Source organism: Brucella haematophila, assembly GCF_005938105.1.
GTDB classification, from domain to species: Bacteria; Pseudomonadota; Alphaproteobacteria; order Rhizobiales; family Rhizobiaceae; genus Brucella; species Brucella haematophila.
Window position 1 is genome coordinate 230162 of the sequence record NZ_VCPE01000002.1, and the last position, 24475, is coordinate 254636.

A 24475-nucleotide genomic window follows, 5' to 3' on the forward strand; every position below is an offset into this window, starting at 1 on the left:
CGGGGAAACGGGCATGACAATTCGGGGCAAGAAAGTTTCCATCACGCCAGCCTTGCTGGTCCTGTCGGTCGCTCTTCTGGCTGGTTGCGCAAACCGGCAGCATGTGACCGTCGGCGCATTGCCGGACGATTACCGCACCAACCATCCTATCACGATTGCCGAGCGCGAGCAGGTGACCGATATCCCCGTCAGCAGCGCCGATAGCAGGCTGAACACCATGCAACGCGGCATCGTCGAAAAGGCAGTCTCCAACTACCGTTACAACGGTTCGGGCATGGTCTATGTGCTCGTTCCCGCTGGCGCGCCCAATCAGGCTGCGGCCTATCGCCTGAGCACAGAAGTTGCGACCGCCCTGCGCAAAGGTGGCGTCAAGCAGACCAACATCGCCATTGAAAACTATCCAGTTACGTCGCCCGACGCCGCAGCGCCGATCCGCATCAGCTATTATGCAATGACGGCGGGCACGACGCCTTGCGGACGCTGGCCGGACGATGTTGGGACCACACCGGAAAACAAGCATTACGCCAATTTCGGCTGCGCGATGCAGAACAATCTCGCAGCGCAAGTCGCCAATCCCGCCGATCTTCTTGGACCGCGCGCTTCCTCTCCAATCGATTCCGACCGCACGACAGAACGCCTCAATGGCGATCAGGGTTACACCAAAATGTCGACTGCGCAGACGGATAACTGGAAAGAACCCCGCAGCGAACAGGCAAACTATTAAGAGCGCGCCATGACAGATATCGCCTTCGAACCGGAAGCCGGCAACGACCTTGCCGAACACCGCGCGCCGATCATGCTGGAAAATGTGCGGCCTATTCCGCGCATTTCCATCCAGGCGTTTTGTGAAAACGAAAGCGTCGCCATTCCCATCGAACGCGCCGGTAACGACCGGCGCATGGCCAAGACACATCTGAAAGTCTCGCCGGGCGGCATCGAGGCCGCCATCGACTTCTATCAGACGGCCTCGACGCCCAATCTGATCATTGTCGAATCATCGTCGGAACCGAATGTTCTGCTCGATGAACTCAAGCGCCTGTCGGAAGTCTGCGACCCGGGTTCCAAGGTGCTCGTCGTAGGCCATTCCAACGAAGTCTGGCTCTATCGCGAATTGCTGCGCCGCGGCGTGTCGGAATATATCGTAGCGCCCGTTTCGCTGGCCGATGTTCTGGCCATCGTCTCATCGATCTTTCTCGATCCGGGTGCCGAGCCGCTTGGACGCTCCATCGCCTTTATCGGCGCCAAGGGCGGTGTCGGCGCGTCGACCATCGCCCATAATGTCGCCTGGTCGATCTCGCATCTCTTCCGGCACGATGTCGTTCTTGCCGATATGGATCTGCCTTTCGGCACGGCCAACATCAATTTCGATCAGGACCCGACGCTCGGCATCGCCGACGCCGTGTTTTCTCCTGAGCGCGTGGACGAGGTCTATCTCGACCGCCTGCTGGTGCAATATGGCGAACATCTCTCGATTCTTGCCGCTCCCTCCAGTCTGGAGCGCACCTTCGATTTTCAAGAGGATGCATTCTCCGAAATAATCGACGTTGCACAGCGCACCTCGCCGCTGATCGTTCTCGATCTCGCGCATGGCTGGAACGGCTGGACCCGCACCACATTGATGCGGGCGGATGAAGTGGTGATCGTGGCCGCGCCCGATCTCGCCAATCTGCGCAATACGAAGAACCTGCTCGATACGCTGGCGCAATTGCGCCCCAACGATCTGAAGCCGCATCTGGTGCTCAATCAGGTCGGGGTTCCGAAGCGCCCCGAAATCGCGCTGTCGGATTTCTCCGAACCGCTTGGCATCGACCCGATTGCAGCCATCGAATTCGAGCCGCAGCTTTTCGGCAATGCCGCCAATACCGGACGCATGATCGCGGAAACCAGCCCGGAAAGCCCGGTTTCTGCGACCATCACGCATATAGCGCATGTGCTGACGGGGCGGGCGGATGTTCAACCGCGCAAGAAGAATGGCATCTCCGGTCTTTTGGGCAAATTCGCGCGCAAGACGAAGTAACGGCGGAAAATCATGTTCGGCAAAAGAGGCAACGATTCAGGAAGCAAACAGGACGGCAGCATTGCAAAAGCAATCGCGCCCCAGCCTGTGCAGCGCACGGAGCCCGTTCAGCCGTCCCGCATGCAGGCCGCCGTTCCCAACACGCCAGCGAGACCCGCAGCCGCTGCCAGCAGCGGACGCGAGAAGAACGAAGGCTATTACGACACCAAAGCGCAGGTTTTTTCGGCCCTGATCGACACGATTGATCTGTCGCAGCTTTCGCGCATGGCACCCGATACGGCCCGCGAAGAAATCCGCGATATCGTCAATGATATCATTGCGATCAAGAACTTCGTCATGTCGATTGCCGAACAGGAAGAACTGCTCGACGACATTTGCAACGACGTCCTCGGCTATGGTCCGCTGGAACCGCTGCTCGCCCGCGACGACATTGCCGATATCATGGTCAACGGTTCGCGCCGCACCTATATCGAAGTCGACGGTATGGTGCAGGAAACGGGGATCCGTTTTCGCGACAACCAGCAGCTTCTCAATATCTGCCAGCGCATCGTCAGCCAGGTCGGCAGACGCGTCGACGAATCAAGCCCGATCTGCGATGCGCGCCTGCCGGACGGCTCGCGCGTCAACGTCATCGCCTCGCCGCTGTCGCTTGACGGTCCGACACTGACCATCCGCAAGTTCCGCAAGGACAAGCTGACGCTCGACCAACTGGTCCGCTTCGGTGCGATCTCCAATGCCGGTGCGGAATTGTTGCAGATCATCAGCCGCGTGCGCTGCAATGTCATCATTTCGGGTGGTACGGGTTCCGGCAAAACCACGCTGTTGAACTGCCTCACCCGCTATATCGACACGCATGAACGCATCATCACCTGCGAAGATTCCGCCGAACTGCAATTGCAACAGCCGCATGTCGTGCGCCTCGAAACCCGCCCGCCCAATCTGGAAGGCGAAGGCGAAGTGACGATGCGCGATCTGGTCAAGAACTGCCTGCGTATGCGGCCTGAGCGAATTATCGTCGGCGAAGTGCGCGGACCGGAAGTGTTCGACCTGTTGCAGGCCATGAATACCGGCCATGACGGCTCCATGGGCACCATCCACTCCAACAGTCCGCGCGAATGCCTCAGCCGTATGGAAGCCATGATCGCCATGGGCGGCTATACGCTGCCGCAGAAGACTGTGCGCGAAATTCTGGTCAACTCGATTGATATCATCATTCAGGCGGCGCGCCTGCGTGACGGTTCGCGTCGCATCACCCATGTGACGGAAGTGGTGGGGCTTGAAGGCGACGTCATCATCACCCAGGATTTGATGCTTTACGACATCAAGGGGGAGGATGCATCCGGCCGCATTCTCGGCACGCACAGCTCCACCGGCATTGGCCGCCCGGCTTTCTGGGACCGTGCGCGCTACTACAATGAAGACAGCCGCCTCGCCTCTGTTCTCGACAGTATGGAGAGCGTTGACTGATGACCGCCTCACCCGTCAGCATTCTGGTCTTCATTCTTCTGGCGGTGGTCGCCTGTGCCGCGCTGGCTTACGTGCTGTTCTACGACAGGCTGGCCAGCAAGGACCCCGCTTCGCGGCGGCTGGAAACCGTGCGCAACTATGCCGAACGCAGCGTCACCCGCAGCGAGCGGGACAAGAACACCGATATTCAGAAACGCCGCAAGCAATTGCAGGACAATATCAAGGATCTTGAAGCACGCCAGAAGCAACGCGAGAAGAATCAGAAATACCCGCCGCTGCGCATCATGCTGACGCAGGCCGGGCTTAGCATCACGTTGCGCCAGTTCTATATTTATTCCGGCGTGACAGCCTTTGTCGGAATCCTGATCGGCTTTATCTTCGGTCTTCCGCTCCTGCTTCTTCCGGGCATTGCCATTGCCTGTTTTTTCGGCCTGCCCCGCTGGTTCGTGCTGCAAAAGCGCAAGCGTCGCCTGAAGAAGTTTCTGGAAGAATTTCCAAATGCTCTCGACGTCATTGTCCGCGCGACGCGAGCGGGCCTGCCGCTGAATGATGGGCTGCGCCTGATCGCCAGCGAAGCGCTGGAGCCGGTGAAGGCTGAGTTCAAGAAAGTCGTCGAAGCCCAGCAGATGGGCCTGTCTATACCGGAAGCTGTTGGCAAGATGCCCGACAGCATGCCTTGCCCCGAGACAAATTTTTTCGCCATCGTGATCCAGATTCAGGCTCAGGCCGGCGGCAATCTTTCGGAAGCGCTGAACAATCTCTCCAAGGTGCTGCGTGACCGCAAGAAGATGAAAGCCAAGGTCGACGCGCTTTCCATGGAAGCAAAGGCCTCTGCCGCGATCATCGGTGCACTGCCGCTTATCGTCATGGTGCTCGTCTATCTGACCAGCCCGCAATATATGACGCTGCTCTTCACCTCATCGACCGGCCATATGCTGCTGGGGATCGCTGCCGTTCTCATGGCGACTGGTGTCTTCATCATGAAAAACATGATCAATTTCGATATGTGAGGCGCAAATCATGTTTTCTCTCCTCATCGAAAGGCTGACAGACCCGCAATTCCTGATCGCCATGCTGATCACGATTGCGGTTTTCGCCGCCATCGTCACGGTTCTGTTGCCGATACTCAGCACCAGCATCTTGAAATCGCGCATGAAGTCGGTCGCCACCGAACGCGAGGCGATCCGATCTCGCGAGCGCGCACGACTGGCATCTGAAAACGACCGGCGCAACAGCCTGCGGCATCAGCAGAAGCAGGGCATTCGCGACTTTGTCGAAAGGCTCGACCTGAAAAAGGCGCTTGCCGACGAAAAGACAATAGCCGCGCTCAGAACCGCCGGTTTTCGCGGGCAGAACCCGCTCAACATCTTCCTGTTCATGCGTTTCGTGCTGCCATTCGGCGCAATGACGCTGGCCGCTTTTTACGTCTTCGTGCTCGGCAATCTGCCGGAACATTCCTTCTTCGTCCGACTTCTGGTCTGCATTATCGCCGGTTATATCGGCTTCTATGCGCCGAACCTCTATGTTTCCAACAAGGCAGCCAAACGCAAGCAGTCGATCCGCCGCGCCTGGCCGGATGCGCTGGATTTGATGCTGATCTGCGTGGAATCCGGCATGTCGGTCGAAGCAGCCTTTCGCAAGGTCGCCGATGAAATAGGCATACAATCGGTGGAACTGGCGGAAGAGCTGATGCTCACCAATGCCGAACTGTCATTCCTGCCTGAACGGCGTCAGGCCTATGACAATCTTGCCATCCGCACCGGCGTCGATCAGGTGAAGTCGGTATCGCAAGCGCTCATTCAGGCAGAGCGTTACGGCACGCCGGTCTCGCAGGCGCTTCGGACACTTTCTCAGGAAAGCCGTGATTTGCGTATGCTGGAGGCGGAAAAGAAAGCGGCGGCCCTGCCGCCGAAACTCACCGTGCCGATGATCGTGTTCTTCCTGCCGGTGCTGTTTATCGTCATTCTCGGCCCGGCCTTTATTCAGCTTGGCGCGCAAGGCGGATTCTTCGGCGGGCACTGATCGCCGCCGCCGAAAAAGACCAAAACAAAGAATGTGACTGTCGTATCAGCCCTTCGGCTTGTCCTTGAGCATATTCCAGGAATTTTGCTGCGCCAGCATGGAACGCAGATAATCCGTGTTGGCCTTGGCCTGCTGCGGCGAAAGCTCCTGCGCGGCAATTGTTTCGGCTTCCTGGAAACGCCCCTGCAAGCCGACCGAAAGCGCCAGATTCTGGCGGACGCGGCTGTCCGCGCCCGGCAGCACAGATGCCTGCCGGAAATAGTTTTCCGCCGTCTTGGAATCACCGGCCAGAAGGTAGGACATGCCCATATTGGAGAGGATCGACGGCTCGCCCGGCTTGATCTGTAACGCCTTCTGATACATGGCGCGAGCCTGATCGCGATTGCCCATCTGGTCGAGAATAGCCCCTTCGGCGGATACGAGTTTCCAGTCCGGATAGGCCGGGTCTTGTGCGCGGCGGATCGCATCGAGGGCGGTGTCGAACTGACCCGCACCGGCAAGCGCCTTGCCATAGGCGGCGAGAACCTGCTGATCCTTTGGATAGGTGATGACCAGCGCGCGCATGACGGCTAAAGCCTGATCGTTGCGTCCCAGACGGGTCAGGGCGCTGGCATAATTGAGCGCGGTGCCACGGTCCTTGGGATTGCGCTCATATTGCGCGCCAAGACGGCCCACCATCGCGGCAAGCTGTGCATCGTTCATGTGATCGAAAGTGGCGGCGGTTTCGACGCGTCGCACCGAACCTGTGGTGGTGCGATCCACCGTGTTGCAACCGGTGAGGACGAGCGCTGAAAGGACAGAAGCCACGCCAAGGCGGAAACCAGCGCCGCCCATTAACCCCAAGTTGAGCATCCCGCCTCCATATGCGGCCGGACATTGCACACCGAATGCCCCAGCCCCTCAAGCCCGATTTCTCCTTCATCAATAATCCGTTAACCCTAATGATTGGTTAACGGACCTTGCATGCGCCTGTTTCCAAACGAGGCGAAGCGTTCTATCTGTTTTCAAAACTGCCTTGATCGGCCCAATCTGCCTTGGTGAGAAAGAGTGCCATGTCTGTCGAAATCATTGCCCAAAAATCGGAACAAAGCCGTCCAATCTGGTTTACGAAAAAGGGAAAGCTGGAAGAAAACACGCTTCCGGCTCCTGTGACTGTCTGGGCGAAAGCCCATGATTTCGACGGAGAAGCAGGCAAGGTTCTGGTTCTGCCGGGACCGGATGGTGCGATCTCCGGCGCGCTGTTCGGCATTGGCGATGGCGTCAAGAGCGGCCAGTCGCAACTGCTTGCTGGCAAGCTCGCGCGCAGCTTGCCGGAAGGTGACTGGCATTTCGAAAATGCGGACGACGATGCCGCCCTCGCGGCGCTCGCCTTCCTGATGGGCAGCTATAATTTTGCGCGCTACCGCAAGGCAAATGGCAAGACAATCCGCCTTGCTTTACCGGATGGCGTGGATGAAGCCGAGACGAAGCGCATCGCCGCTGCGGTGACACTCACGCGCGATCTGATCAATACGCCGACCAACGATATGGGCCCGGACGCACTGGAAAACGCCGCACGCGCACTGGCAAGCGAACATAAAGCGGAAATCAGCGTCACGGAAGGCGAAGCTCTTCTGGAACGAAACTTCCCGATGATCCATGCGGTCGGGCGTGCGGGAGCGATTGCGCCGCGTCTGATCGACCTCACATGGGGCAAGGAAAGCGATCCTAAAGTCACGCTGGTCGGCAAGGGTGTCTGCTTCGATACGGGTGGTCTCGACATCAAGCCCGCAAGCGGCATGCTGCTGATGAAAAAGGACATGGGCGGTGCTGCCAATGTGCTTGGCCTTGCCTCTATCGTCATGGACGCGAAACTACCGGTGCGGCTGCGCGTCTTGATCCCGGCGGTTGAAAATTCGATTGCCGGAAATGCCTTCCGTCCGGGCGACGTCCTGCAAAGCCGCAAGGGACTGACCGTCGAAATCGGTAACACAGATGCCGAAGGCAGGCTGGTGCTGGCCGATGCTCTGGCGCTGGCCGATGAGGAAGAGCCGGAATTGCTGATCGACATGGCCACCCTGACCGGTGCTGCACGCGTGGCGCTCGGCCCGGACCTGCCGCCATTTTTCACGCATGATGACGCATTGGCCGAAGCCATTGCCGCCAAGGCCGAGGAGACAGCCGATCCGCTCTGGCGGATGCCGCTCTGGCAGCCTTATGCGCAGAAACTGTCGTCACGCATTGCCGACATCAACAATGTCACCACCGACGGTTTTGCCGGAGCGGTGACGGCGGCCTTGTTCCTCAGCCGTTTTGTGGAAAAGGCCAAGGCGCATGTGCATTTCGATATTTTTGGCTGGGTGCCAGTGGAAAAGCCTGCGTCGCCGGTCGGCGGCGAAGCGCAGGCCATCCGTGCGCTCTATCTGTTGCTCAAGGAAAAATACGGCAAGTAAGAAGCCCGCGGCTTATAACGACAGTTGCAAATTCGTCAGGCCGTGGCGAAAAGAGTGATTTTCGAGCACCGGAGCGGAGCGTACTTAAGGGTACGTGAGCACCGGAGCGCAGAAAATTGCTCTTTGCAGTCCGGCATCACGAAGAATGCAACTGTCGTGTTATCAGTCGAAGACTTCGCCGGGATACACACCCCACAGGTCCGACTGCCGGATCCAGCCGCGCACGCCGCTGACATCCATGCGGCACCACTGGCCATTGCATTGGCGCACGGTGCCGACAACACCCGGCTCGATATCGGCGGCGACAGCCGCCGTATCGTTGGCATCGCGGCGCATGGTGATCATCTTGCTTTTGTCGTTCTTCAACCAGGGCGCGGTGATCGCGGTGCGCTTGCCGGACAGAAGCGACTGGTAGACCCAGCCTTCCGTGCCGTCAGCATCGCGAATGCGCCGCCAGTTGTCATATTCCTGAATGATCTCGACCGGCAGCCCTGATTTCATGAACAGCCACGAAACCGGATAGTCGCGCCCCGGGCCGATGCGCAGATTGACGCGTGCCGGCTTGAGGCTGACGAAGCGCGGCACAGGCAGACCGCTGGCGCCTGTCGCCGTACCGTTTGCGCCTTCGGCTTCGGCTGCGTTCACACTGATCGGCATCGCCACGAACAGGAGGGCCAGACAAGCCGCAAAGGCCATGAGAAGGCGCTTTACCGACATGCCCTTAGCCAAAAACCTTTGGGGAAGTACTCTAATCAACTGCGCCTCTCGCCGTCCTGTTCTTAACCCAAGACGACCATGCCTTCAGCGGAAGCGTAAAACAGCAGGGGCTGCCCGGCATCGTGACCGTCTTGTTTATCGGTCCTGTTTTTCTTTGTCTTTGCCCCGCCGCCTTGATAGAGATGAGCAGCCGAAGCAATATCCCATATTGCGCCTTCTTGGTTAAGGAGGTCTCAACATGAAGCTTCAGCATATAAGTTTGCCCGGAAACAGGCTCAAAAAACGGGGTGGAGATGTCGAACAAAAAGAAGCCGCTGGTCGTTCTTACGAGAAAACTGCCGGACCCGGTGGAAACCCGAATGCGGGAACTGTTCGATGCACGTCTCAACATAGACGATCACCGCATGAGCCAGCCGGAAATCATCGCCGCGCTGAAGGAGGCTGACGTTCTGGTGCCTTGCATCACCGACGTGATCGACGCCGCTGCCATCGAGCAAGCCGGACCCAATCTCAAGCTGATCGCCAATTTCGGTAACGGCGTCGACAATATCGATGTCGCAGCCGCCGCAAAGCGCGGCATTACCGTGACCAATACGCCCAATGTCCTGACCGAAGATACAGCCGACATGACGCTGGCGCTGCTTCTGTCGGCACCGCGCCGCCTCGTGGAAGGCGCGAATGTGCTCAACGAGCGCGACGGCAAATGGCCGGGCTGGTCGCCGACATGGATGCTCGGACGCCGCATCTGGGGCAAGCGCCTTGGCATCGTCGGCATGGGGCGCATCGGAACCGCCGTTGCGCGCCGCGCCAAGGCTTTTGGCCTTTCAATCCATTATCACAATCGCAAGCGCGTCAGCCCGCAGGTTGAGGAAGAACTGGAAGCGACCTATTGGGACAGCCTCGACCAGATGCTGGCCCGCATGGACATCATTTCAGTCAATTGCCCTTCAACGCCCGCAACGTTTCACCTGCTATCGGCCCGTCGCATCGCGTTGATGCAGCCGACGGCCTATCTGGTCAATACGGCGCGCGGTCAGATCATCGATGAAAACGCCCTGATCGATCTGATCGAGCAAGGCCGGATCGCCGGTGCGGGGCTGGACGTGTTCGAGAACGAGCCAGCCGTCAATCCACGCCTGCTGGCGCTTGCGGAAAAGGGCAAGGTTGTACTGCTGCCGCATATGGGTTCGGCCACGATTGAAGGCCGCATCGATATGGGCGACAAGGTCATCATCAATATTAAGGCCTTCGTCGACGGGCACCGGACGCCGGACAGGGTTCTTCCCAATCGGGTTTAAATTCGGCTGTTCGTTTTTCCATCGATGAATTTCAGGACCGTGTGGGCGTAAAGCCGGGGATTTTCCACCGGCACGCCGTGGCCAGAATCGGGCAGAATGATCAGTTCGGCACCGGGAATCTGGCTGGCGATGAATTCCGTATGTTCCCGGGTAATGGCCGTATCATGATCGCCGATCACGATAGCCGTGCGCACCGAGATCTGTGACAGATCTTCATCGGTGTAATTGGGTTCATTGGCCCAGAGCGCGTGGATTTCCTTGTCGATGCTCTCGTAATGGCGAAGCTCAGGGATTGGACGTCCTTCGGCCCGCGCCTCGATATAACCGGTATTGCCCTCGGGCGTGACATTGGCAGCCTGCGCGAAAAGGCTCTTCAGCCGCTCAGGGTACCGCATCGCAATATCCAGCCCGATAATACCGCCATCGCTCCAACCGACCAGATCAACCTTGTCGATATGCAGAAAATCGAGCAGCGCCACATAGTCGTCAGCCATCAGGCCATAAGTCAGCGGCTCCGTCGTGCGGGTGGAACGCCCCTGCCCGCGACTGTCGGCAACGATCACCGTATGATGACGCGCCAGGATCGGCAATTGCGCGTCCCAGACATGCTGGTCGGAAAGACCGCCCGGTATCAGCAGAATAGGCGGTCCTTTGCCGACGGTCCGGTAATACATCTCGATACCGTTGACCTCGGCAAAGGCGGCAGGCGAAGCGGGAATGGTCACGCGCGCTATCCTTTCGGACGACACCGCTGAAGGGATGAGAACAGCAAGGCCAAGCACCACGGCCACGAAGCCTGCACTTTGAAATATCCTGTTTCCCGTCATCGGCCCGACCTTTCATGGACCTGTTTAGGGTCTGCGGATCAGCGTCGGCAGATCATAGAGATAAGCGATGCGCTTGATCGCATCCTGCAACGGCTCCAGCGTCACCGTCATCGTGTGGCCGCTGGCATGGATCAGCATGTCGGGCGCAGCGCAGATCGCGACATGCCCTTTCCAGAACACGAGATCGCCGCGCTGGAGATTGGAATAATTCCCATTCGGCTCGAGAACTGTGCCAAGCGTATTCTGCTGCATGTCGGAATCACGCAGAACCTTGCGGCCAGCCACCCACATGGAAAGCTGCACGAGACCAGAGCAATCAATGCCGAAGCCCGACGTACCGCCCCACAGATAAGGCGTGTGCAGCAGCGTTTCCGACACGGCCACATAATCAGCCGCGTGTTCGCCGATTGGCGCCAGATGGCTTGCGATCATCGCCTCGCCGCTTTCCAGCACGGCATATTGGGTGCCGCGCGTTTCAGACGAGCCGACAATGCGAACGCGTGAGCCGAGCGACAGCGCCTGCGTATGCGGAAAACGCAAATCCGAGCCGGGATAGACAAAGCTTCGCGGCACAGTGACCATATGCGTGGCCGCGCCCTGCGGCTTTTCGATAAACGAGGCGGAGACATAGCCCGTATAGCCGTCGCGCTCGGCCTGAACCCAGCACCAGCCGTCCATTTCCTCGAAGACACGCACCGTGTCGCCATAAATGATCTGCGTCTGAGGTCCGCTATCGGGGCGTGGCTCGCTGCGCAAATCCACGACCGATGCAGTCACCTGCATCTCGGTTCCGGCTATAAAGCGGGCAGCCTCCACCTTGTCGGTCAGTCGCTCATCAGCGAGATCGGCGCGATAGGCATTGAGGCGGCGGTCGAGCGTGGTCACATTGAGACTCATTGGCGGACACTCATAAAGGTAACTCTCTGGCTTTGGCGATCACCAGATCGCCCAGTCGTTCAACATAAAGCGCACCGGCGACTGTTCTCTTAACTAGCACATTTCGCCGGTCTTTTTCATCACGATGACGGGATAGAAGGTCGAGTGTGCCCATCGTATCGAGTGCGCGCGTGATTACCGGCTTCGTCACATCCAGTTTTGCCGCAAGCCCGCGCACCGTGTGCGGCGGTGGCTCCAGATAGATTGTCAGAAGGATAGCTGTTTGCCGCGTCGTGAGATCGGGCATCTCATCACGCACCTGCCCCAGCGACAGGGTCTTCAACAATGTCAGCGCCTGTATCGGCTTCAACTCAACCGGCATCCGTTATCCTCAAGCCAAGGATTGTTTCGGAACCGTTTTATTCAACCCGCTTTCGCTGTTTCTGGCAAGAACTTTATGGCAGCTAACAAAAAAGCGGCCGAAGCCGCTTTTCAGAACCGATAAGGACCAGACGCCTACCGCGTCTAGCGACACCTAATTTTCATTACTGCGTCTTGCGACGCAGGCGGACGATAATATCGACGTTGACGATTTCCATACCTTCCGGCGCGTCCGGCATGTTGGCAACGGTCGGCTGCCCGCGCTCGCCATGCGGAATATCGAACACAACATTTTCCCCTTCGAGGAAGAAGTGCTGATGGTCCGAAATATTGGTGTCGAAATAGGTCTTGGAGCCTTCCACCGCGATGATGCGCAGCATCCCGGCTTCCGTGAACTGGTGCAGCGTGTTGTAAACGGTGGCCAGAGACACCGGCACATCCGCCATAACCGCCTGTTCGTGGAGGTCTTCAGCGGACAGGTGGCGATCACCCTGCGCAAAAATCATGCTCGCAAGTGCAACACGCTGGCGCGTCGGACGCAGGCCAGCATCGCGGAGCCGTTCTTCCATAGAGACCGTCGAGTGGGTATGTGTAGACTGCATATTCACCGCTGGTTCCGTTACAAGCTTGTAGCAAATTCGTCAAAGATTGAACGGGCTGTTGCCCATTGCATACTGACATTGATATATGCCGTTGCGAAATAAGTATCAATAGGCTTGGAGTTTGCCCGTTTTTTCGGGAAAATCCATTGCATATTTTTATGGTCGCTAAGGTTTTGTACGGGAACCAGTCTGTGATAGGGGTGTTCCGACTTAACGACCAGAAAGAGATAGAGCGGTTTGGGCGTTTGCGCTAAAACCGTTCCAAATGACAACCGGGCCGGATTGCTGGCCGATAGCGAATAAACCTCAAGGGAGGCGAAATGGCAGAACAGAAATCAAGCTATGGGTATGAAGAACTCCTCAGCTGCGGGCGCGGCGAGCTGTTCGGCCCCGGCAATGCCCAGCTTCCCCTGCCGCCAATGCTGATGGTGCATCGCATCACCGATATTTCCGAAACCGGCGGAGAGTTCGACAAGGGCTACATCCGCGCCGAATACGACGTGCGCCCCGACGACTGGTATTTTCCGTGCCATTTCCAGGGCAACCCGATCATGCCGGGCTGCCTCGGCCTGGACGGCATGTGGCAGCTGACCGGCTTCTTCCTTGGCTGGCTCGGCGAACCGGGTCGCGGCATGGCGCTTTCGACCGGCGAAGTGAAGTTCAAGGGCATGGTGCGCCCGCACACCAAGCTTCTCGAATATGGCATCGACTTCAAGCGCGTCATGCGCGGACGTCTCGTGCTCGGCACTGCTGACGGCTGGCTGAAGGCCGATGGCGAAGTGATCTACAAGGCCACTGACCTGCGTGTCGGCCTTTCAAAGGACGGCGACGCTTAAGCATCGCCTGAATCCACCATCATTCACGGGCGCGACAGCAAAAAATGAACAGTTTTCATGCGGCCGCGCTCAAAACATGCGAAGATCGCACCTATGTAACGGCGACGAGGCAGTCTTGACCCAAGCGACTGCCGCTCGACGAGCAAGGGTGTAAAGGAGAACGCGATGCGGCGTGTGGTCGTAACGGGTATGGGGATCGTATCCTCGATTGGCAACAACACCGAAGAGGTGACGGCCTCGCTGCGCGAAGCCAAATCCGGCATCTCGCGCGCGGAAGAATATGCCGAACTGGGTTTCCGCTGCCAGGTGCACGGCGCTCCGAAAATCGATGTCGAATCCCTCGTGGACCGTCGCGCCATGCGCTTCCACGGTCGCGGCACCGCCTGGAATCACATCGCCATGGATCAGGCGATCGCCGATGCAGGCCTTTCGGACGACGAAGTCTCCAACGACCGCACCGGCATCATCATGGGTTCGGGCGGTCCTTCGACCCGCACCATCGTTGATTCCGCCGACATTACCCGTGAAAAGGGTCCGAAGCGCGTCGGCCCGTTTGCTGTGCCGAAAGCCATGAGCTCCACGGCCTCCGCGACGCTGGCCACTTTCTTCAAGATCAAGGGCATCAACTATTCGATCTCTTCGGCCTGCGCGACATCCAACCATTGCATCGGCAATGCGTTCGAGATGATCCAGTATGGCAAGCAGGACCGCATGTTTGCGGGCGGCTGCGAAGATCTCGACTGGACGCTCTCGGTGCTGTTCGACGCCATGGGCGCGATGGCGACGAAGTATAACGACACGCCTGCTACTGCTTCGCGCGCTTATGACAAGAACCGCGACGGCTTCGTAATTGCAGGCGGCGCTGGTGTTCTGGTGCTGGAAGACCTCGAAACCGCGCTTGCGCGCGGTGCGAAGATCTACGGCGAAATCGTCGGCTATGGCGCAACCTCTGACGGCTACGACATGGTCGCTCCGTCCGGTGAAGGCGCGATCCGCTGCATGAAGATGGCGCTTTCGACCGTCAAGACCAAGATCGACTACATCAACCCGCACGCAACCTCGACGCCTGCTGGCGATGCGCCGGAAATCGACGCTATCCGTCAGGTGTTCGGTTCGGGCGACGCCTGCCCGCCGATTGCCGCGACCAAGTCGCTGACCGGCCATTCGCTGGGCGCAACGGGCGTGCAGGAAGCTATCTATTCGCTTTTGATGATGCATAACAATTTCATTTGCGAAAGCGCGCATATCGAAGAATTGGACCCTGCCTTCGCGGACATGCCTATCGTCCGCAAGCGCATCGATAATGCTCAGCTCAATACCGTGCTCTCCAACTCCTTCGGGTTTGGCGGCACGAATGCGACGCTGGTTTTCCAGCGCTACCAGGGCTGAGGGAGAGGGGAATATGGAAGGTTTGATGCAAGGAAAACGCGGCCTCATCATGGGGGTCGCGAATAATCATTCGCTGGCATGGGGCATCTCGAAGCAACTCGCCGCACAGGGCGCAGAACTGGCTTTCACCTATCAGGGCGATGCGCTGGGCAAACGCGTGAAGCCGCTGGCCGAACAGGTCGGCTCCGACCTCGTTCTGCCTTGCGATGTTGAAGACATTGCAACGGTCGACGCGGTTTTTGCCGAGATCGAAAAGAAGTGGGGCAAGCTCGATTTCATCGTTCACGCCATCGGTTTTTCCGACAAGACCGAACTGAAGGGCCGTTACGCAGACGTCACCACGCGCGATAATTTCAGCCGGACCATGGTGATTTCCGCCTACTCCTTCACGGAAATGGCACAGCGCGCCGAAAAGCTCATGAAGGACGGCGGCTCGATCCTGACGCTGACCTATGGCGGCTCCACCCGCACCATCCCGAACTACAATGTCATGGGCGTTGCCAAGGCAGCGCTTGAAGCCATGGTTCGCTATCTGGCTGCCGATTACGGCCCGCAGGGCATCCGCGTCAACGCCATTTCGGCTGGCCCGGTGCGCACGCTGGCTGGTGCCGGCATCGGCGATGCGCGCGCGATCTTCAGCTATCAGCGCCGCAATTCACCGCTGCGCCGTACAGTCGATATCGACGATGTCGGCAAATCGGCTGTCTACCTGCTGTCCGACCTGTCGAGCGGCGTGACCGGCGAAGTCCATTATGTGGATTCAGGCTACAACATCGTTTCGATGCCGACGCTGGAAGAGCTGAAAAGCTCTGACGCCGAACGCGGCGAATAAGTGTTCCGGAATTTAAAAAGCCGCCCTTAGGGGCGGCTTTTTTGTTTCACTTCTTCGCATCAAAGATTTTGAAACCGTCTGCTTCTTCCAGTGTCGTCACCGACTTGAACAAGCCCTTGAGCGTGACCTCATAAGGCAATTGCCGGTTGGCGACCATCAGCAGGCGACCGCCAGGTTTCAGGCGGGACGCCGCCGCCGAGATAAAGCTTTGGCCGAGCGAAACATCCGTAACGCGCCCCTCGTGGAATGGTGGGTTCATGATGACCGTGTCATAGATACCGGTCACCTTCTCACTGGTAATATCAAACCAGTTGAATGAAATCGGCACCGAAGCGCCCAGACGCTCCAGATTGCCGCGCGCGGCCTCCAGCGCCTCGTAATCGGCCTCGAACAGATCGATGGACTTGATACGGTCGGCATATTTCAGGCTCTGCGCTGCGAGATAGCCCCAGCCCGCACCAAAATCCGCAACGTTGCCGAACACGATCTTTTCCATATGCGGCACCAGCAGCGCCGAGCCCTTGTCGATCGCGCCATGCGAGAACATGCCCGGTTCCGTGCGGAACACATCGTCAATTGCACTTTCGAGAGGGCGCAGAGCGGCGATGAAATCATCATCCAGATCGGCAGGGCGCTGAAGCCAGAACGAGACAGCGTGGTTCTTGGACATACGATCGCTAATTTCGGCGATATTGCCCACCCATTTGCGGAAACTGTCGACGCCGAGCTTCTTCTCACCGCAGACGACGATCCAGCCGCCGGGCTGAACACGCGTCAGAAGCTCGGAGAACCACGCCTCGTTGCGTCCACGGTGTTTTCCGAGCAGGAGTAGCCCGCCAGCAAAACGGCTGTCTGCGGCCAATCTCGGCTCTGCACGAAAGCCTTCCATGCCGAGCGCCAGAAAATCAGGTCGCCATGGTTGCAGGCAGGTCAGGACCTTTTTCCATTCCGGATCGAGAAGCCGGTCGGCGGAAAGGCCACAAGCGAGAAAGGATTGCCCGTCTTCGGGCATATCGAGAATGCCCTGCTCGAAGGGAAGGAAAAGTGTTTTCTGTGCCGGTGTCATCATGATCGTTCTTTACCCCGCAAGATCGCATCCGAAAAGACCGCACGATCCCGATCAATCTCGTGAAAAAACAAAAAAGCGCGCCCAAAGGCGCGCTTTTCGATTTCAAAGAAGATGCAAAGCTTATTCAGCGTCTGCTTCTGCCTTCTTTTCCTGGACAATTTCCTTGCCCGTTTCCTGATCGACGACCTTCATCGACAGGCGAACCTTGCCGCGTTCGTCGAAGCCCATGAGCTTGACCCAGACCTTCTGGCCTTCCTTGACCACATCAGTGGTCTTGGCAACGCGGTCGGAAGCGAGCTGCGAGATGTGAACCAGACCGTCACGCGGGCCGAAGAAGTTCACGAAAGCGCCGAAGTCAGCGGTCTTGACGACCGTACCTTCGTAGATTTCGCCGACTTCCGGCTCGGCAACAATCGAGTGGATCCACTTCTTGGCGGCTTCGATTTCCTTGCCGTTCGACGAAGCGATCTTCACCGTACCGTCGTCTTCGATGTTGATCTTGGCGCCAGTCTTTTCCACGATTTCGCGGATGACCTTGCCGCCCGAACCGATAACATCACGGATCTTGTCGGTCGAAATGTTCATCACTTCGATGCGCGGAGCAAATTCGCCGAGTTCGTCACGCGATGTGGACAGAGCCTTCGCCATTTCGCCGAGAATGTGAACGCGACCGCCCTTGGCCTGCTCCAGAGCGACCTTCATGATCTCTTCGGTGATACCGTCGATCTTGATGTCCATCTGAAGTGCGGTGATGCCGTTGTCAGTACCGGCTACCTTGAAATCCATGTCGCCGAGGTGATCTTCGTCGCCGAGGATGTCGGAAAGGACAGCATAACGGTCGCCTTCCTTGATCAGGCCCATGGCGATACCGGCAACCGGACGTGCGAGCGGAACGCCTGCGTCCATCAGAGCCAGCGAGGTGCCGCAAACAGTCGCCATCGAGGACGAACCGTTGGATTCGGTGATCTCGGAAACCGAACGGATCGTGTAAGGGAACTGGTCGGCAGCCGGCAGCATCGGGTGGATAGCGCGCCATGCGAGCTTGCCATGACCAACTTCACGACGGCCTGGCGAACCCATACGACCGGTTTCACCAACCGAATATGGCGGGAAGTTGTAATGCAGCATGAAGGATTCTTTGTAGGTGCCGGTCAGGGCATCAATCATCTGCTCGTCTTCGCCGGTGCCGAGCGTGGCAACAACGATAGCCTGCGTTTCGCCACGAGTGAACAGCGCCGAACCGTGGGTGCGCGGCAGAAGGCCAACTTCCGAAACGATTGCACGAACGGTCTTCAGATCGCGGCCGTCAATGCGGCTGCCGGTGTCGAGAATGTTCCAGCGAACAATCTTGGCCTGCAGATGCTTGAAAATGGTCGCGAACTGCTCGGCCGACATTTCCGGCTCTTCAACGCCTTCCGGGAAGAAGTGAGCCTTCGCCTTGGCCTTTGCAGCGTCAACAGCAACGTAACGAGCCTGCTTTTCGGTGATCTTGTAAGCGTCGCGCAGGTCGTTTTCGATAACGGCGAGCACCTTGGCTTCGAGGTCCGACAGGTCTTCCGGCTGGAAATCACGTGGTTCCTTGGCAGCAACTTCAGCGAGCTTGATGATCGCGTCGATTACTGGCTGGAAGCCCTTCTGGCCGAAAACAACGGCGCCGAGCATGACTTCTTCGGAAAGTTCCTGCGCTTCCGATTCGACCATCAGCACTGCGTCGGCAGTACCGGCAACGACCAGATCGAGCTTCGATTCCGGCATTTCGTCGATATTCGGGTTCAGGACGTATTCGCCGTTGATGTAGCCAACGCGTGCGCCGCCGATCGGGCCCATGAAAGGAACGCCGGAAATGGTCAGCGCTGCGGAAGCTGCAACCATCGACAGGACGTCGGGGTTGTTTTCGAGGTCGTGCTGAACAACAGTCAGAACAACCTGCGTGTCGTTCTTGTAGCCATCAACGAAGAGCGGACGGATCGGACGGTCGATCAGGCGCGAAACGAGGGTTTCGTTTTCGCTCGGACGACCTTCACGCTTGAAGTAGCCGCCAGGGATCTTGCCGGCAGCGTAGGTCTTTTCCTGATAGTTGACGGTCAGCGGGAAGAAATCCTGACCTGGCTTTGGTTCCTTGGCAGAAACGACAGTCGCCAGAACGACGGTTTCGCCATAGGTTGCCAGAACAGCGCCGTCAGCCTGACGGGCGATCTTGCCGGTTTCGAGCGTGAGCGGACGACCGCCCCATTCGATTTCCACTTTGTGGGTATTGAACATATCTTGTCCTCATATGGAGACGCCGCGCAAAGCGCTAAGGCATCTCCCGGGTTGGCGGACAGGCCACGGGCAAGACAACGGGAAGCTCAGATTGATAGTATGATCTTATCCGAAAACCGGTTCCCACTTTTCGGGATCATACTTTTCCCGGGTATTCTCTCATCCGAAAAGTCTGCAACTTTTCAGGATCATACCCGCCGAACTACCTGCAATCCTGCCCCATGACTGGTCCAGGTCATGAGCCTTATGGCTCGTCATCGGCATGACGGAATGCACCTTGTGCGCCGTCTCATGCCAGTGGGCATTCGCCCGATACTCTCGCATTCTCTTTTGGAAAGCGGCTATCCGCTCTTCCTCGGAATGCTCAAATCAAACGGGCGACGCTTGTGACGTCGCCCGATTTACCGTTAGCGGCGCAGGCCGAGACGGCCGATCAGCGCCTGGTAGCGCGCTGCGTCCACGCCCTTGACATAGTCAAGAAGACGACGGCGCTGCGAAACCAGCTTCAGAAGGCCGCGACGCGAATGATTGTCATTCTTGTGGCCCTTGAAGTGTTCGGTGAGGTTGGCGATACGCTCGGAAAGAACGGCAACCTGAACTTCAGGAGAACCGGTGTCACCTTCCTTGGTGGCGTATTCCTTGATAAGTGCTTGCTTACGCTCAGCAGTAATCGACATCGTAAACCCTTTCTTGATGAGAGGAAAAACAGACGCCCAGGCCGGGATGTCGTCCAGCGCGGGCCAACTTACACGATCTGATCTGCATTTCTGCATGATCGCTGATGGGGCATATAGTGCAAAAACGGCAAGAATGCCAGCATCAAATATGCCCCAGCAATTGCGAAGACTTTTTAGCACCACAGTTGCATTCTTCGTGATGCCGCGCTGCAAAGAGCAATTTTCTGTGTTCCGGTGCTCACGTACCTAAAAGTACGCTCCGCTCCGGTACTCGAAAATCACTCTTTTCGCCACGGCCTGACGAATTTGCAACTATGGTGTTAGTTAGCCGTGAAAACGCGCTTCGGCTTGAACTGACCATGCTCGATATAGCCAATGGCGAGCAGTTTTCCGCGCGCGGTGACACAGGCTTCATCCGCTTCCAGCGGGGCATCGCGGCCACGCAGGATGACCGGATTGCCAAGACGCACACGCTGCGCCTGTTCTTCGGTCAGCGGAATCTGCGGCAGGCAGTCGAGTGCTGCGCCCGTATCGATCACCAGAGCATCAAGGCCGGAAAAATCGCGACGCGGCACAGGTTCGACCGCGTTGCCATCCTCGTCCTTCGGTGGCAGAGGCGGCCAGACGGCTTCCAGTTCCGTCAGCGTGACGAAATCTTCTTCCGTGAACGGAGCGACTTCGATGCGGCGCAACTCGGAAATATGGCCGAAGCAGCCGAGATCGCGCCCCATATCGCGCGCCAGCGAGCGCACATAGGTGCCCTTGGAGCATTCGACTTCGAATGATGTGCGGTTGTCGTCGTGGAATTCGACGATCTCCAGACGATCAATCTCGACTTCGCGTGCCGGGATCTCCACCGTTTCGCCTTCACGGGCGAGATCATAGGCGCGTTCGCCGTCGATCTTGATGGCGGAGAACTGCGGCGGAATCTGCGAGATGAGGCCGGTATAGTTTGGCAGCAGAGCTTCGACGTCTTCACGCGACGGGCGCTTGTCGGAGGTCTTGGTCGCCTGACCTTCCAGGTCGTCGGTCGAGCGTTCTTCGCCCCAGGTCACCGTGAAACGATAGACCTTGGTTCCGTCCATGACATAAGGCACGGTCTTGGTGGCTTCACCCAGAGCAATCGGCAGCATGCCGGATGCGAGCGGGTCGAGCGTACCGGCATGGCCGGCCTTCTCGGCATTGAACAGCCACTTGATCTTCGAGACCGCTTCGGTCGATCCCATACCTTTCGGCTTGTCGAAAATAACCCAACCGGAAACCGGACGGCCTTTTTTCTTACCCCGTCTTGCCATGCTTTATTCGTCTCCATTGCGGGAGGTTTCATCCTCGCCAGCGTCTTCATCGTCATGCGAAAGATCACGCGCCACTTCCGGCGAACGCAGAAGAGCGTCGATCTTCGAAAAATTGTCGAAACTTGTGTCGGAGCGGAAGCGGAACTCCGGCATGTATTTCATCTGGCCAAGAACCGGCGCCATGCGACCACGAATGAATTTCGCGTTTGCGGCCAATGCCTTGACGATGGATTGCGGGTCAACATTGCCAAGCGGCATAATGAAACAGGTGGCGATCTTCAGGTCGGGCGACATGCGCACTTCCGAAACGGAAATGACGGTGCGCTCGATCAGATCGTCGCGGATTTCACCGCGCTGGAGCAATTGCGCCAATGCATGACGCACCTGTTCGCCAACGCGAAGCTGGCGCTGCGAAAGGCCGCCTGAGCCTTTGGGGTCCGGAGAACGTGCCATAGCTATATCCTCGATAAACAGCCACAAACCGGTATCCAGCCTCACGGGCTGTCCGACAACATGACTTGAAAATTATGGGCGTAACTTACCACAATTCAGATGGGAGTCAGACCCTCGGAACCGGGCAATAAAAAGCCGGACCGCCCCTGTCGGGCGGTCCGGCACATAGTTGTTAGAGCGTGCGCGTAATATGTTCGACGCGGAACGCTTCGATCGTGTCGCCGGCGCGAATGTCGTCGTAGTTTTCGAACGCCATACCGCATTCCTGGCCCATCGGCACTTCCTGCACTTCGTCCTTGAAGCGCTTGAGCGTCTTGAGCTTGCCTTCGTGGATAACCACGTTGTCGCGGATGAGGCGAACGCCTGCACCACGTTCAACCTTGCCGTCGATAACACGGCAACCGGCAACCTTACCAACCTTGGTGATGTTGAAGACTTCAAGAATCTCAGCATTACCGATGAAGGTTTCACGACGTTCTGGCGACAGAAGACCCGACATCGCTGCTTTCACATCTTCGATCAGATCGTAGATGATGTTGTAGTAGCGGATTTCAGTGCCCTGCTGCTCGGCAGCGTCACGCGCCTGCTTGTTGGCACGAACGTTGAAGCCGATGATTGCTGCATTGGAGGCTTCGGCCAGCGACACGTCGCTTTCCGTGATACCACCTGCGCCCGAATGGACGATGCGAGCACGCACTTCGTCGGTGCCGAGCTTGTCGAGCGCCGTAATGATTGCTTCGACCGAACCCTGCACGTCACCCTTGATGACGAGCGGGAATTCCTTCAAGCCATTCACCTGAAGCTGGCTCATCATCTGCTCAAGCGAGCCGCGCTGACCAGTCTGACGGGCAACAGCCTTATCGCGAGCAAGGCGCTGGCGATAATCAGCAATTTCACGAGCCTTGGCTTCGTTGGCAACAACTGCGAAGCGATCGCCTGCCTGCGGCGTACCCTGGAGACCAAGGACTTCAACCGGCATTGCAGGTCCTGCTTCCTTGACGTGTTCGCCACGGTCGTTGACCAGAGCGCGCACACGGCCCCATTCGTTACCAGCAGCGATAATATCGCCCGGATGCAGCGTACCCTTCTGAACCAGAACGGTTGCGACCGAACCACGGCCACGATCAAGCTGCGCTTCGATGACGACACCTTCAGCCGTACGCTTCGGATCTGCCTTGAGATCAAGGATTTCAGCCTGCAACAGAACTGCTTCAAGCAGCTTGTCGAGGTTGATCTTGTTCTTGGCCGACACTTCGACGTCGAGCACTTCACCGCCCATCGATTCCACGAAGACATCGTGCTGCAACAGGGCAGTACGAACCTTCTGCGGATCGGCAGATGGCTTGTCGATCTTGTTGATCGCAACGATGATCGGAACACCAGCCGCCTTGGCATGGTTGATCGATTCAATCGTCTGCGGCATCACGCTGTCGTCAGCGGCAACCACCAGAATGGCAATGTCGGTCGCCTGCGCACCACGGGCACGCATTGCGGTAAAGGCAGCGTGGCCCGGCGTATCGATGAAGGTGATCTTCTGGCCGTTCTGTTCGACCTGATAAGCACCAATATGCTGGGTGATACCACCGGCTTCGCCCGACACCACGTTGGCGTGACGGATCGCATCGAGGAGCGACGTCTTGCCGTGATCGACGTGACCCATGATGGTCACGACCGGAGGACGCGAAACCAGTGCTGCCTGATCGTCCGCAACGTCAAAGATACCTTCTTCAACGTCCGATTCCGCAACGCGCTTGACGGTGTGGCCGAATTCTTCAGCAATCAGCTGCGCCATATCGGCATCGATCACGTCACCCGGCTTCATCATCTGGCCCTGTTTCATCAGGTACTTGATGATATCCACCGAACGCTCGGTCATACGCTGTGCGAGTTCCTGAAGCGTGATGGTTTCAGGCACAGTCACTTCGCGAGAGATTTTCTCGCGGGTTTCCTGCATCTGCGAACGCTTGAACTTTTCCTGACGGCGACGCATGGCCGACAGCGAACGCGAACGACCTTCGTCTTCCAGATTGCTGGAGATCGTCAGCTTGCCACGACGGCGATCGTCTTCGGTCTTGACCACCTTCGGGGCGCGAGCGTCCGGCTTGGCGGGCGTGCCACGACGAGCAGCGGTTGGGCTGCTGCCACGACGATCATCTTCATCGCCGGACTGGCCAGGCCTGCGAAGCTGGCTCTGCGGCAGCGGCTTGCCCGGTCCGGGAGCGGCTTCTGCAAGTGACGGCGCCGGACGCGGTGCGCCCGACTGCGGGCGATTGCCCTGCTGCGGACGGCCAGCGTGCTGCGGACGGTTGCCCTGCGGTGCGCCACGCGAATCGTCGCGGCGTTCAGGACGCTCGGTGCGCTGCTCGCCACGTGCTTCCGGCTGCGGAACGCGCTTGGCAGCTTCTTCCTCGGCCTTGCGGCGTGCTTCGGCTTCAGCCTTGAGACGTGCTTCTTCCTCAGCCTGACGGCGTGCGGATTCTTCACGCTCCTTGGCGCGGCGTGCATCTTCTTCGGCGCGGCGCTTGGCTTCTTCAACCGCACGTGCGCGTTCTTCGACTTCACGCACCTGCGCTTCTTCAAGCGCGCGGCGGCGTGCGTCCATTTCGGAGCGCGACAGCGTGTTCAGCACCATGCCGGAGCGATCGGTCGGGCGCGGACGCGGTGCCTGCTGGTTGGGACGCTGCTGCACGGGGCGCTGCTGTTGCTGCGCGACATGCGGCTTCGCTACCGGAGCAGCAGCAGCTGGTGCTACCGGTGCCTTCGGCTGAGGCGTCGGCGCAGCAGGAGCGGCTACAACAGGCTTGGGAGCCGCTGCTTCCACTTCCGGCTTGTCGTCTGGCCGTGAGAACTTGCGCTTCTTGGTTTCAACGACGACAGCCTTGGTGCGGCCGTGGCTGAAATTCTGGCGCACGGTGCTCTGCTCAACGCCTGGCCGCTTCATGGTCAGGGTCTTCTTGGGGGTGACGCCCAGCGTCTTGTCGTCGTTTGTGTTATCGCTCATTACGTTCCGTTTCCTTCGCGGC

Annotated in this window: 22 protein-coding genes; 10 read left to right on the plus strand and 12 right to left on the minus strand. The window is 58.2% G+C overall.

Annotated features, from left to right (window positions below; genetic code table 11):
• Positions 1 to 13 precede the first annotated feature (13 nt).
• The 5 genes from FGI60_RS03870 (at position 14) to FGI60_RS03890 (ending at position 5506) form a co-directional block, all read left to right on the plus strand.
• Positions 14 to 724: a CpaD family pilus assembly protein gene (locus tag FGI60_RS03870; RefSeq protein WP_138784020.1), complete on the plus strand. Its 711-nt coding sequence runs from the start codon at positions 14 to 16 to the stop codon at positions 722 to 724.
• A gap of 9 nt (positions 725 to 733) precedes the next feature.
• Positions 734 to 2017 (plus strand): AAA family ATPase, encoded by a 1284-nt coding sequence (locus FGI60_RS03875; RefSeq protein WP_138784021.1) that lies wholly within the window; start codon positions 734 to 736, stop codon positions 2015 to 2017.
• Positions 2018 to 2137: 120 nt separating this feature from the next.
• Complete coding sequence (locus tag FGI60_RS03880) at positions 2138 to 3484, plus strand: CpaF family protein (RefSeq protein WP_374843095.1); 1347 nt, start codon at positions 2138 to 2140, stop codon at positions 3482 to 3484.
• Positions 3484 to 4494: a type II secretion system F family protein gene (locus tag FGI60_RS03885; RefSeq protein ID WP_138784022.1), complete on the plus strand. Its 1011-nt coding sequence runs from the start codon at positions 3484 to 3486 to the stop codon at positions 4492 to 4494. The genes FGI60_RS03880 and FGI60_RS03885 overlap by 1 nt, the downstream gene beginning before the upstream one ends.
• 10 nt (positions 4495 to 4504) lie before the next feature.
• A complete protein-coding gene (locus FGI60_RS03890) occupies positions 4505 to 5506 on the plus strand; it encodes a type II secretion system F family protein (RefSeq protein WP_138784023.1) in 1002 nt (333 codons plus the stop codon).
• Between the two features lie 45 nt (positions 5507 to 5551).
• Here the strand turns inward: FGI60_RS03890 and FGI60_RS03895 are convergent, their stop codons facing one another.
• Positions 5552 to 6358: a tetratricopeptide repeat protein gene (locus FGI60_RS03895; RefSeq protein ID WP_138784024.1), complete on the minus strand. Its 807-nt coding sequence runs from the start codon at positions 6356 to 6358 to the stop codon at positions 5552 to 5554.
• A gap of 200 nt (positions 6359 to 6558) precedes the next feature.
• On the opposite strand from FGI60_RS03895, the gene FGI60_RS03900 reads away from it, so the two are divergent.
• Positions 6559 to 7938 (plus strand): leucyl aminopeptidase family protein, encoded by a 1380-nt coding sequence (locus FGI60_RS03900; RefSeq protein WP_138784025.1) that lies wholly within the window; start codon positions 6559 to 6561, stop codon positions 7936 to 7938.
• 162 nt (positions 7939 to 8100) lie between these two features.
• Here FGI60_RS03900 and FGI60_RS03905 read toward each other — a convergent pair whose 3' ends face one another.
• Complete coding sequence (locus FGI60_RS03905; RefSeq protein WP_235889738.1) at positions 8101 to 8595, minus strand: SH3 domain-containing protein; 495 nt, start codon at positions 8593 to 8595, stop codon at positions 8101 to 8103.
• A 353-nt stretch (positions 8596 to 8948) separates the two neighbouring features.
• Between FGI60_RS03905 and FGI60_RS03910 the strand changes: the two genes are divergently transcribed.
• Positions 8949 to 9953 carry a 2-hydroxyacid dehydrogenase gene (locus FGI60_RS03910; RefSeq protein ID WP_078337743.1) on the plus strand — a complete coding sequence of 335 codons (1005 nt, stop codon included), beginning with the start codon at positions 8949 to 8951 and terminating at the stop codon, positions 9951 to 9953.
• On the opposite strand, the gene FGI60_RS03915 is transcribed toward FGI60_RS03910, so the two are convergent.
• The 4 genes from FGI60_RS03915 to irrA all read right to left on the minus strand — a co-directional run bounded on the left by FGI60_RS03915 (position 9950) and on the right by irrA (position 12639).
• Positions 9950 to 10780 (minus strand): alpha/beta fold hydrolase, encoded by an 831-nt coding sequence (locus FGI60_RS03915; protein WP_138784026.1) that lies wholly within the window; start codon positions 10778 to 10780, stop codon positions 9950 to 9952. The two genes, FGI60_RS03910 and FGI60_RS03915, sit on opposite strands and share 4 nt — an antisense overlap.
• 24 nt (positions 10781 to 10804) lie before the next feature.
• Positions 10805 to 11677 (minus strand): C40 family peptidase, encoded by an 873-nt coding sequence (locus tag FGI60_RS03920; protein WP_138784027.1) that lies wholly within the window; start codon positions 11675 to 11677, stop codon positions 10805 to 10807.
• 10 nt (positions 11678 to 11687) lie between these two features.
• Complete coding sequence (locus FGI60_RS03925) at positions 11688 to 12038, minus strand: MarR family transcriptional regulator (protein ID WP_078337740.1); 351 nt, start codon at positions 12036 to 12038, stop codon at positions 11688 to 11690.
• A gap of 163 nt (positions 12039 to 12201) precedes the next feature.
• Complete coding sequence (gene irrA, locus FGI60_RS03930) at positions 12202 to 12639, minus strand: iron response transcriptional regulator IrrA (protein WP_138784028.1); 438 nt, start codon at positions 12637 to 12639, stop codon at positions 12202 to 12204.
• Between the two features lie 320 nt (positions 12640 to 12959).
• On the opposite strand from irrA, the gene fabA reads away from it, so the two are divergent.
• The 3 genes from fabA (at position 12960) to fabI (ending at position 15696) form a co-directional block, all read left to right on the plus strand.
• Complete coding sequence (fabA, locus tag FGI60_RS03935) at positions 12960 to 13475, plus strand: 3-hydroxyacyl-[acyl-carrier-protein] dehydratase FabA (RefSeq protein ID WP_078337738.1); 516 nt, start codon at positions 12960 to 12962, stop codon at positions 13473 to 13475.
• Positions 13476 to 13640: 165 nt separating this feature from the next.
• Positions 13641 to 14864, plus strand: coding sequence for a beta-ketoacyl-ACP synthase I (fabB, locus tag FGI60_RS03940; RefSeq protein ID WP_078337736.1), 1224 nt, complete (start codon positions 13641 to 13643; stop codon positions 14862 to 14864).
• Between the two features lie 13 nt (positions 14865 to 14877).
• Positions 14878 to 15696 (plus strand): enoyl-ACP reductase FabI, encoded by an 819-nt coding sequence (gene fabI, locus FGI60_RS03945; RefSeq protein ID WP_078337735.1) that lies wholly within the window; start codon positions 14878 to 14880, stop codon positions 15694 to 15696.
• Between the two features lie 46 nt (positions 15697 to 15742).
• On the opposite strand, the gene FGI60_RS03950 is transcribed toward fabI, so the two are convergent.
• From FGI60_RS03950 to infB, 6 genes are all read right to left on the minus strand, one after another.
• Entirely contained in the window at positions 15743 to 16765 is a 1023-nt protein-coding gene (locus tag FGI60_RS03950; protein WP_138784029.1) for a class I SAM-dependent methyltransferase, read from the minus strand.
• 120 nt (positions 16766 to 16885) lie between these two features.
• A complete protein-coding gene (pnp, locus tag FGI60_RS03955) occupies positions 16886 to 19027 on the minus strand; it encodes a polyribonucleotide nucleotidyltransferase (RefSeq protein ID WP_138784030.1) in 2142 nt (713 codons plus the stop codon).
• A 407-nt stretch (positions 19028 to 19434) separates the two neighbouring features.
• Positions 19435 to 19704, minus strand: coding sequence for a 30S ribosomal protein S15 (rpsO, locus tag FGI60_RS03960; protein WP_078337732.1), 270 nt, complete (start codon positions 19702 to 19704; stop codon positions 19435 to 19437).
• Between the two features lie 320 nt (positions 19705 to 20024).
• Positions 20025 to 20999 (minus strand): tRNA pseudouridine(55) synthase TruB, encoded by a 975-nt coding sequence (gene truB, locus FGI60_RS03965; RefSeq protein ID WP_138784031.1) that lies wholly within the window; start codon positions 20997 to 20999, stop codon positions 20025 to 20027.
• 3 nt (positions 21000 to 21002) lie between these two features.
• Entirely contained in the window at positions 21003 to 21452 is a 450-nt protein-coding gene (rbfA, locus tag FGI60_RS03970) for a 30S ribosome-binding factor RbfA (protein WP_138784032.1), read from the minus strand.
• Positions 21453 to 21624: 172 nt separating this feature from the next.
• Positions 21625 to 24453 carry a translation initiation factor IF-2 gene (gene infB, locus FGI60_RS03975; protein ID WP_138784033.1) on the minus strand — a complete coding sequence of 943 codons (2829 nt, stop codon included), beginning with the start codon at positions 24451 to 24453 and terminating at the stop codon, positions 21625 to 21627.
• Positions 24454 to 24475: the final 22 nt, after the last annotated feature.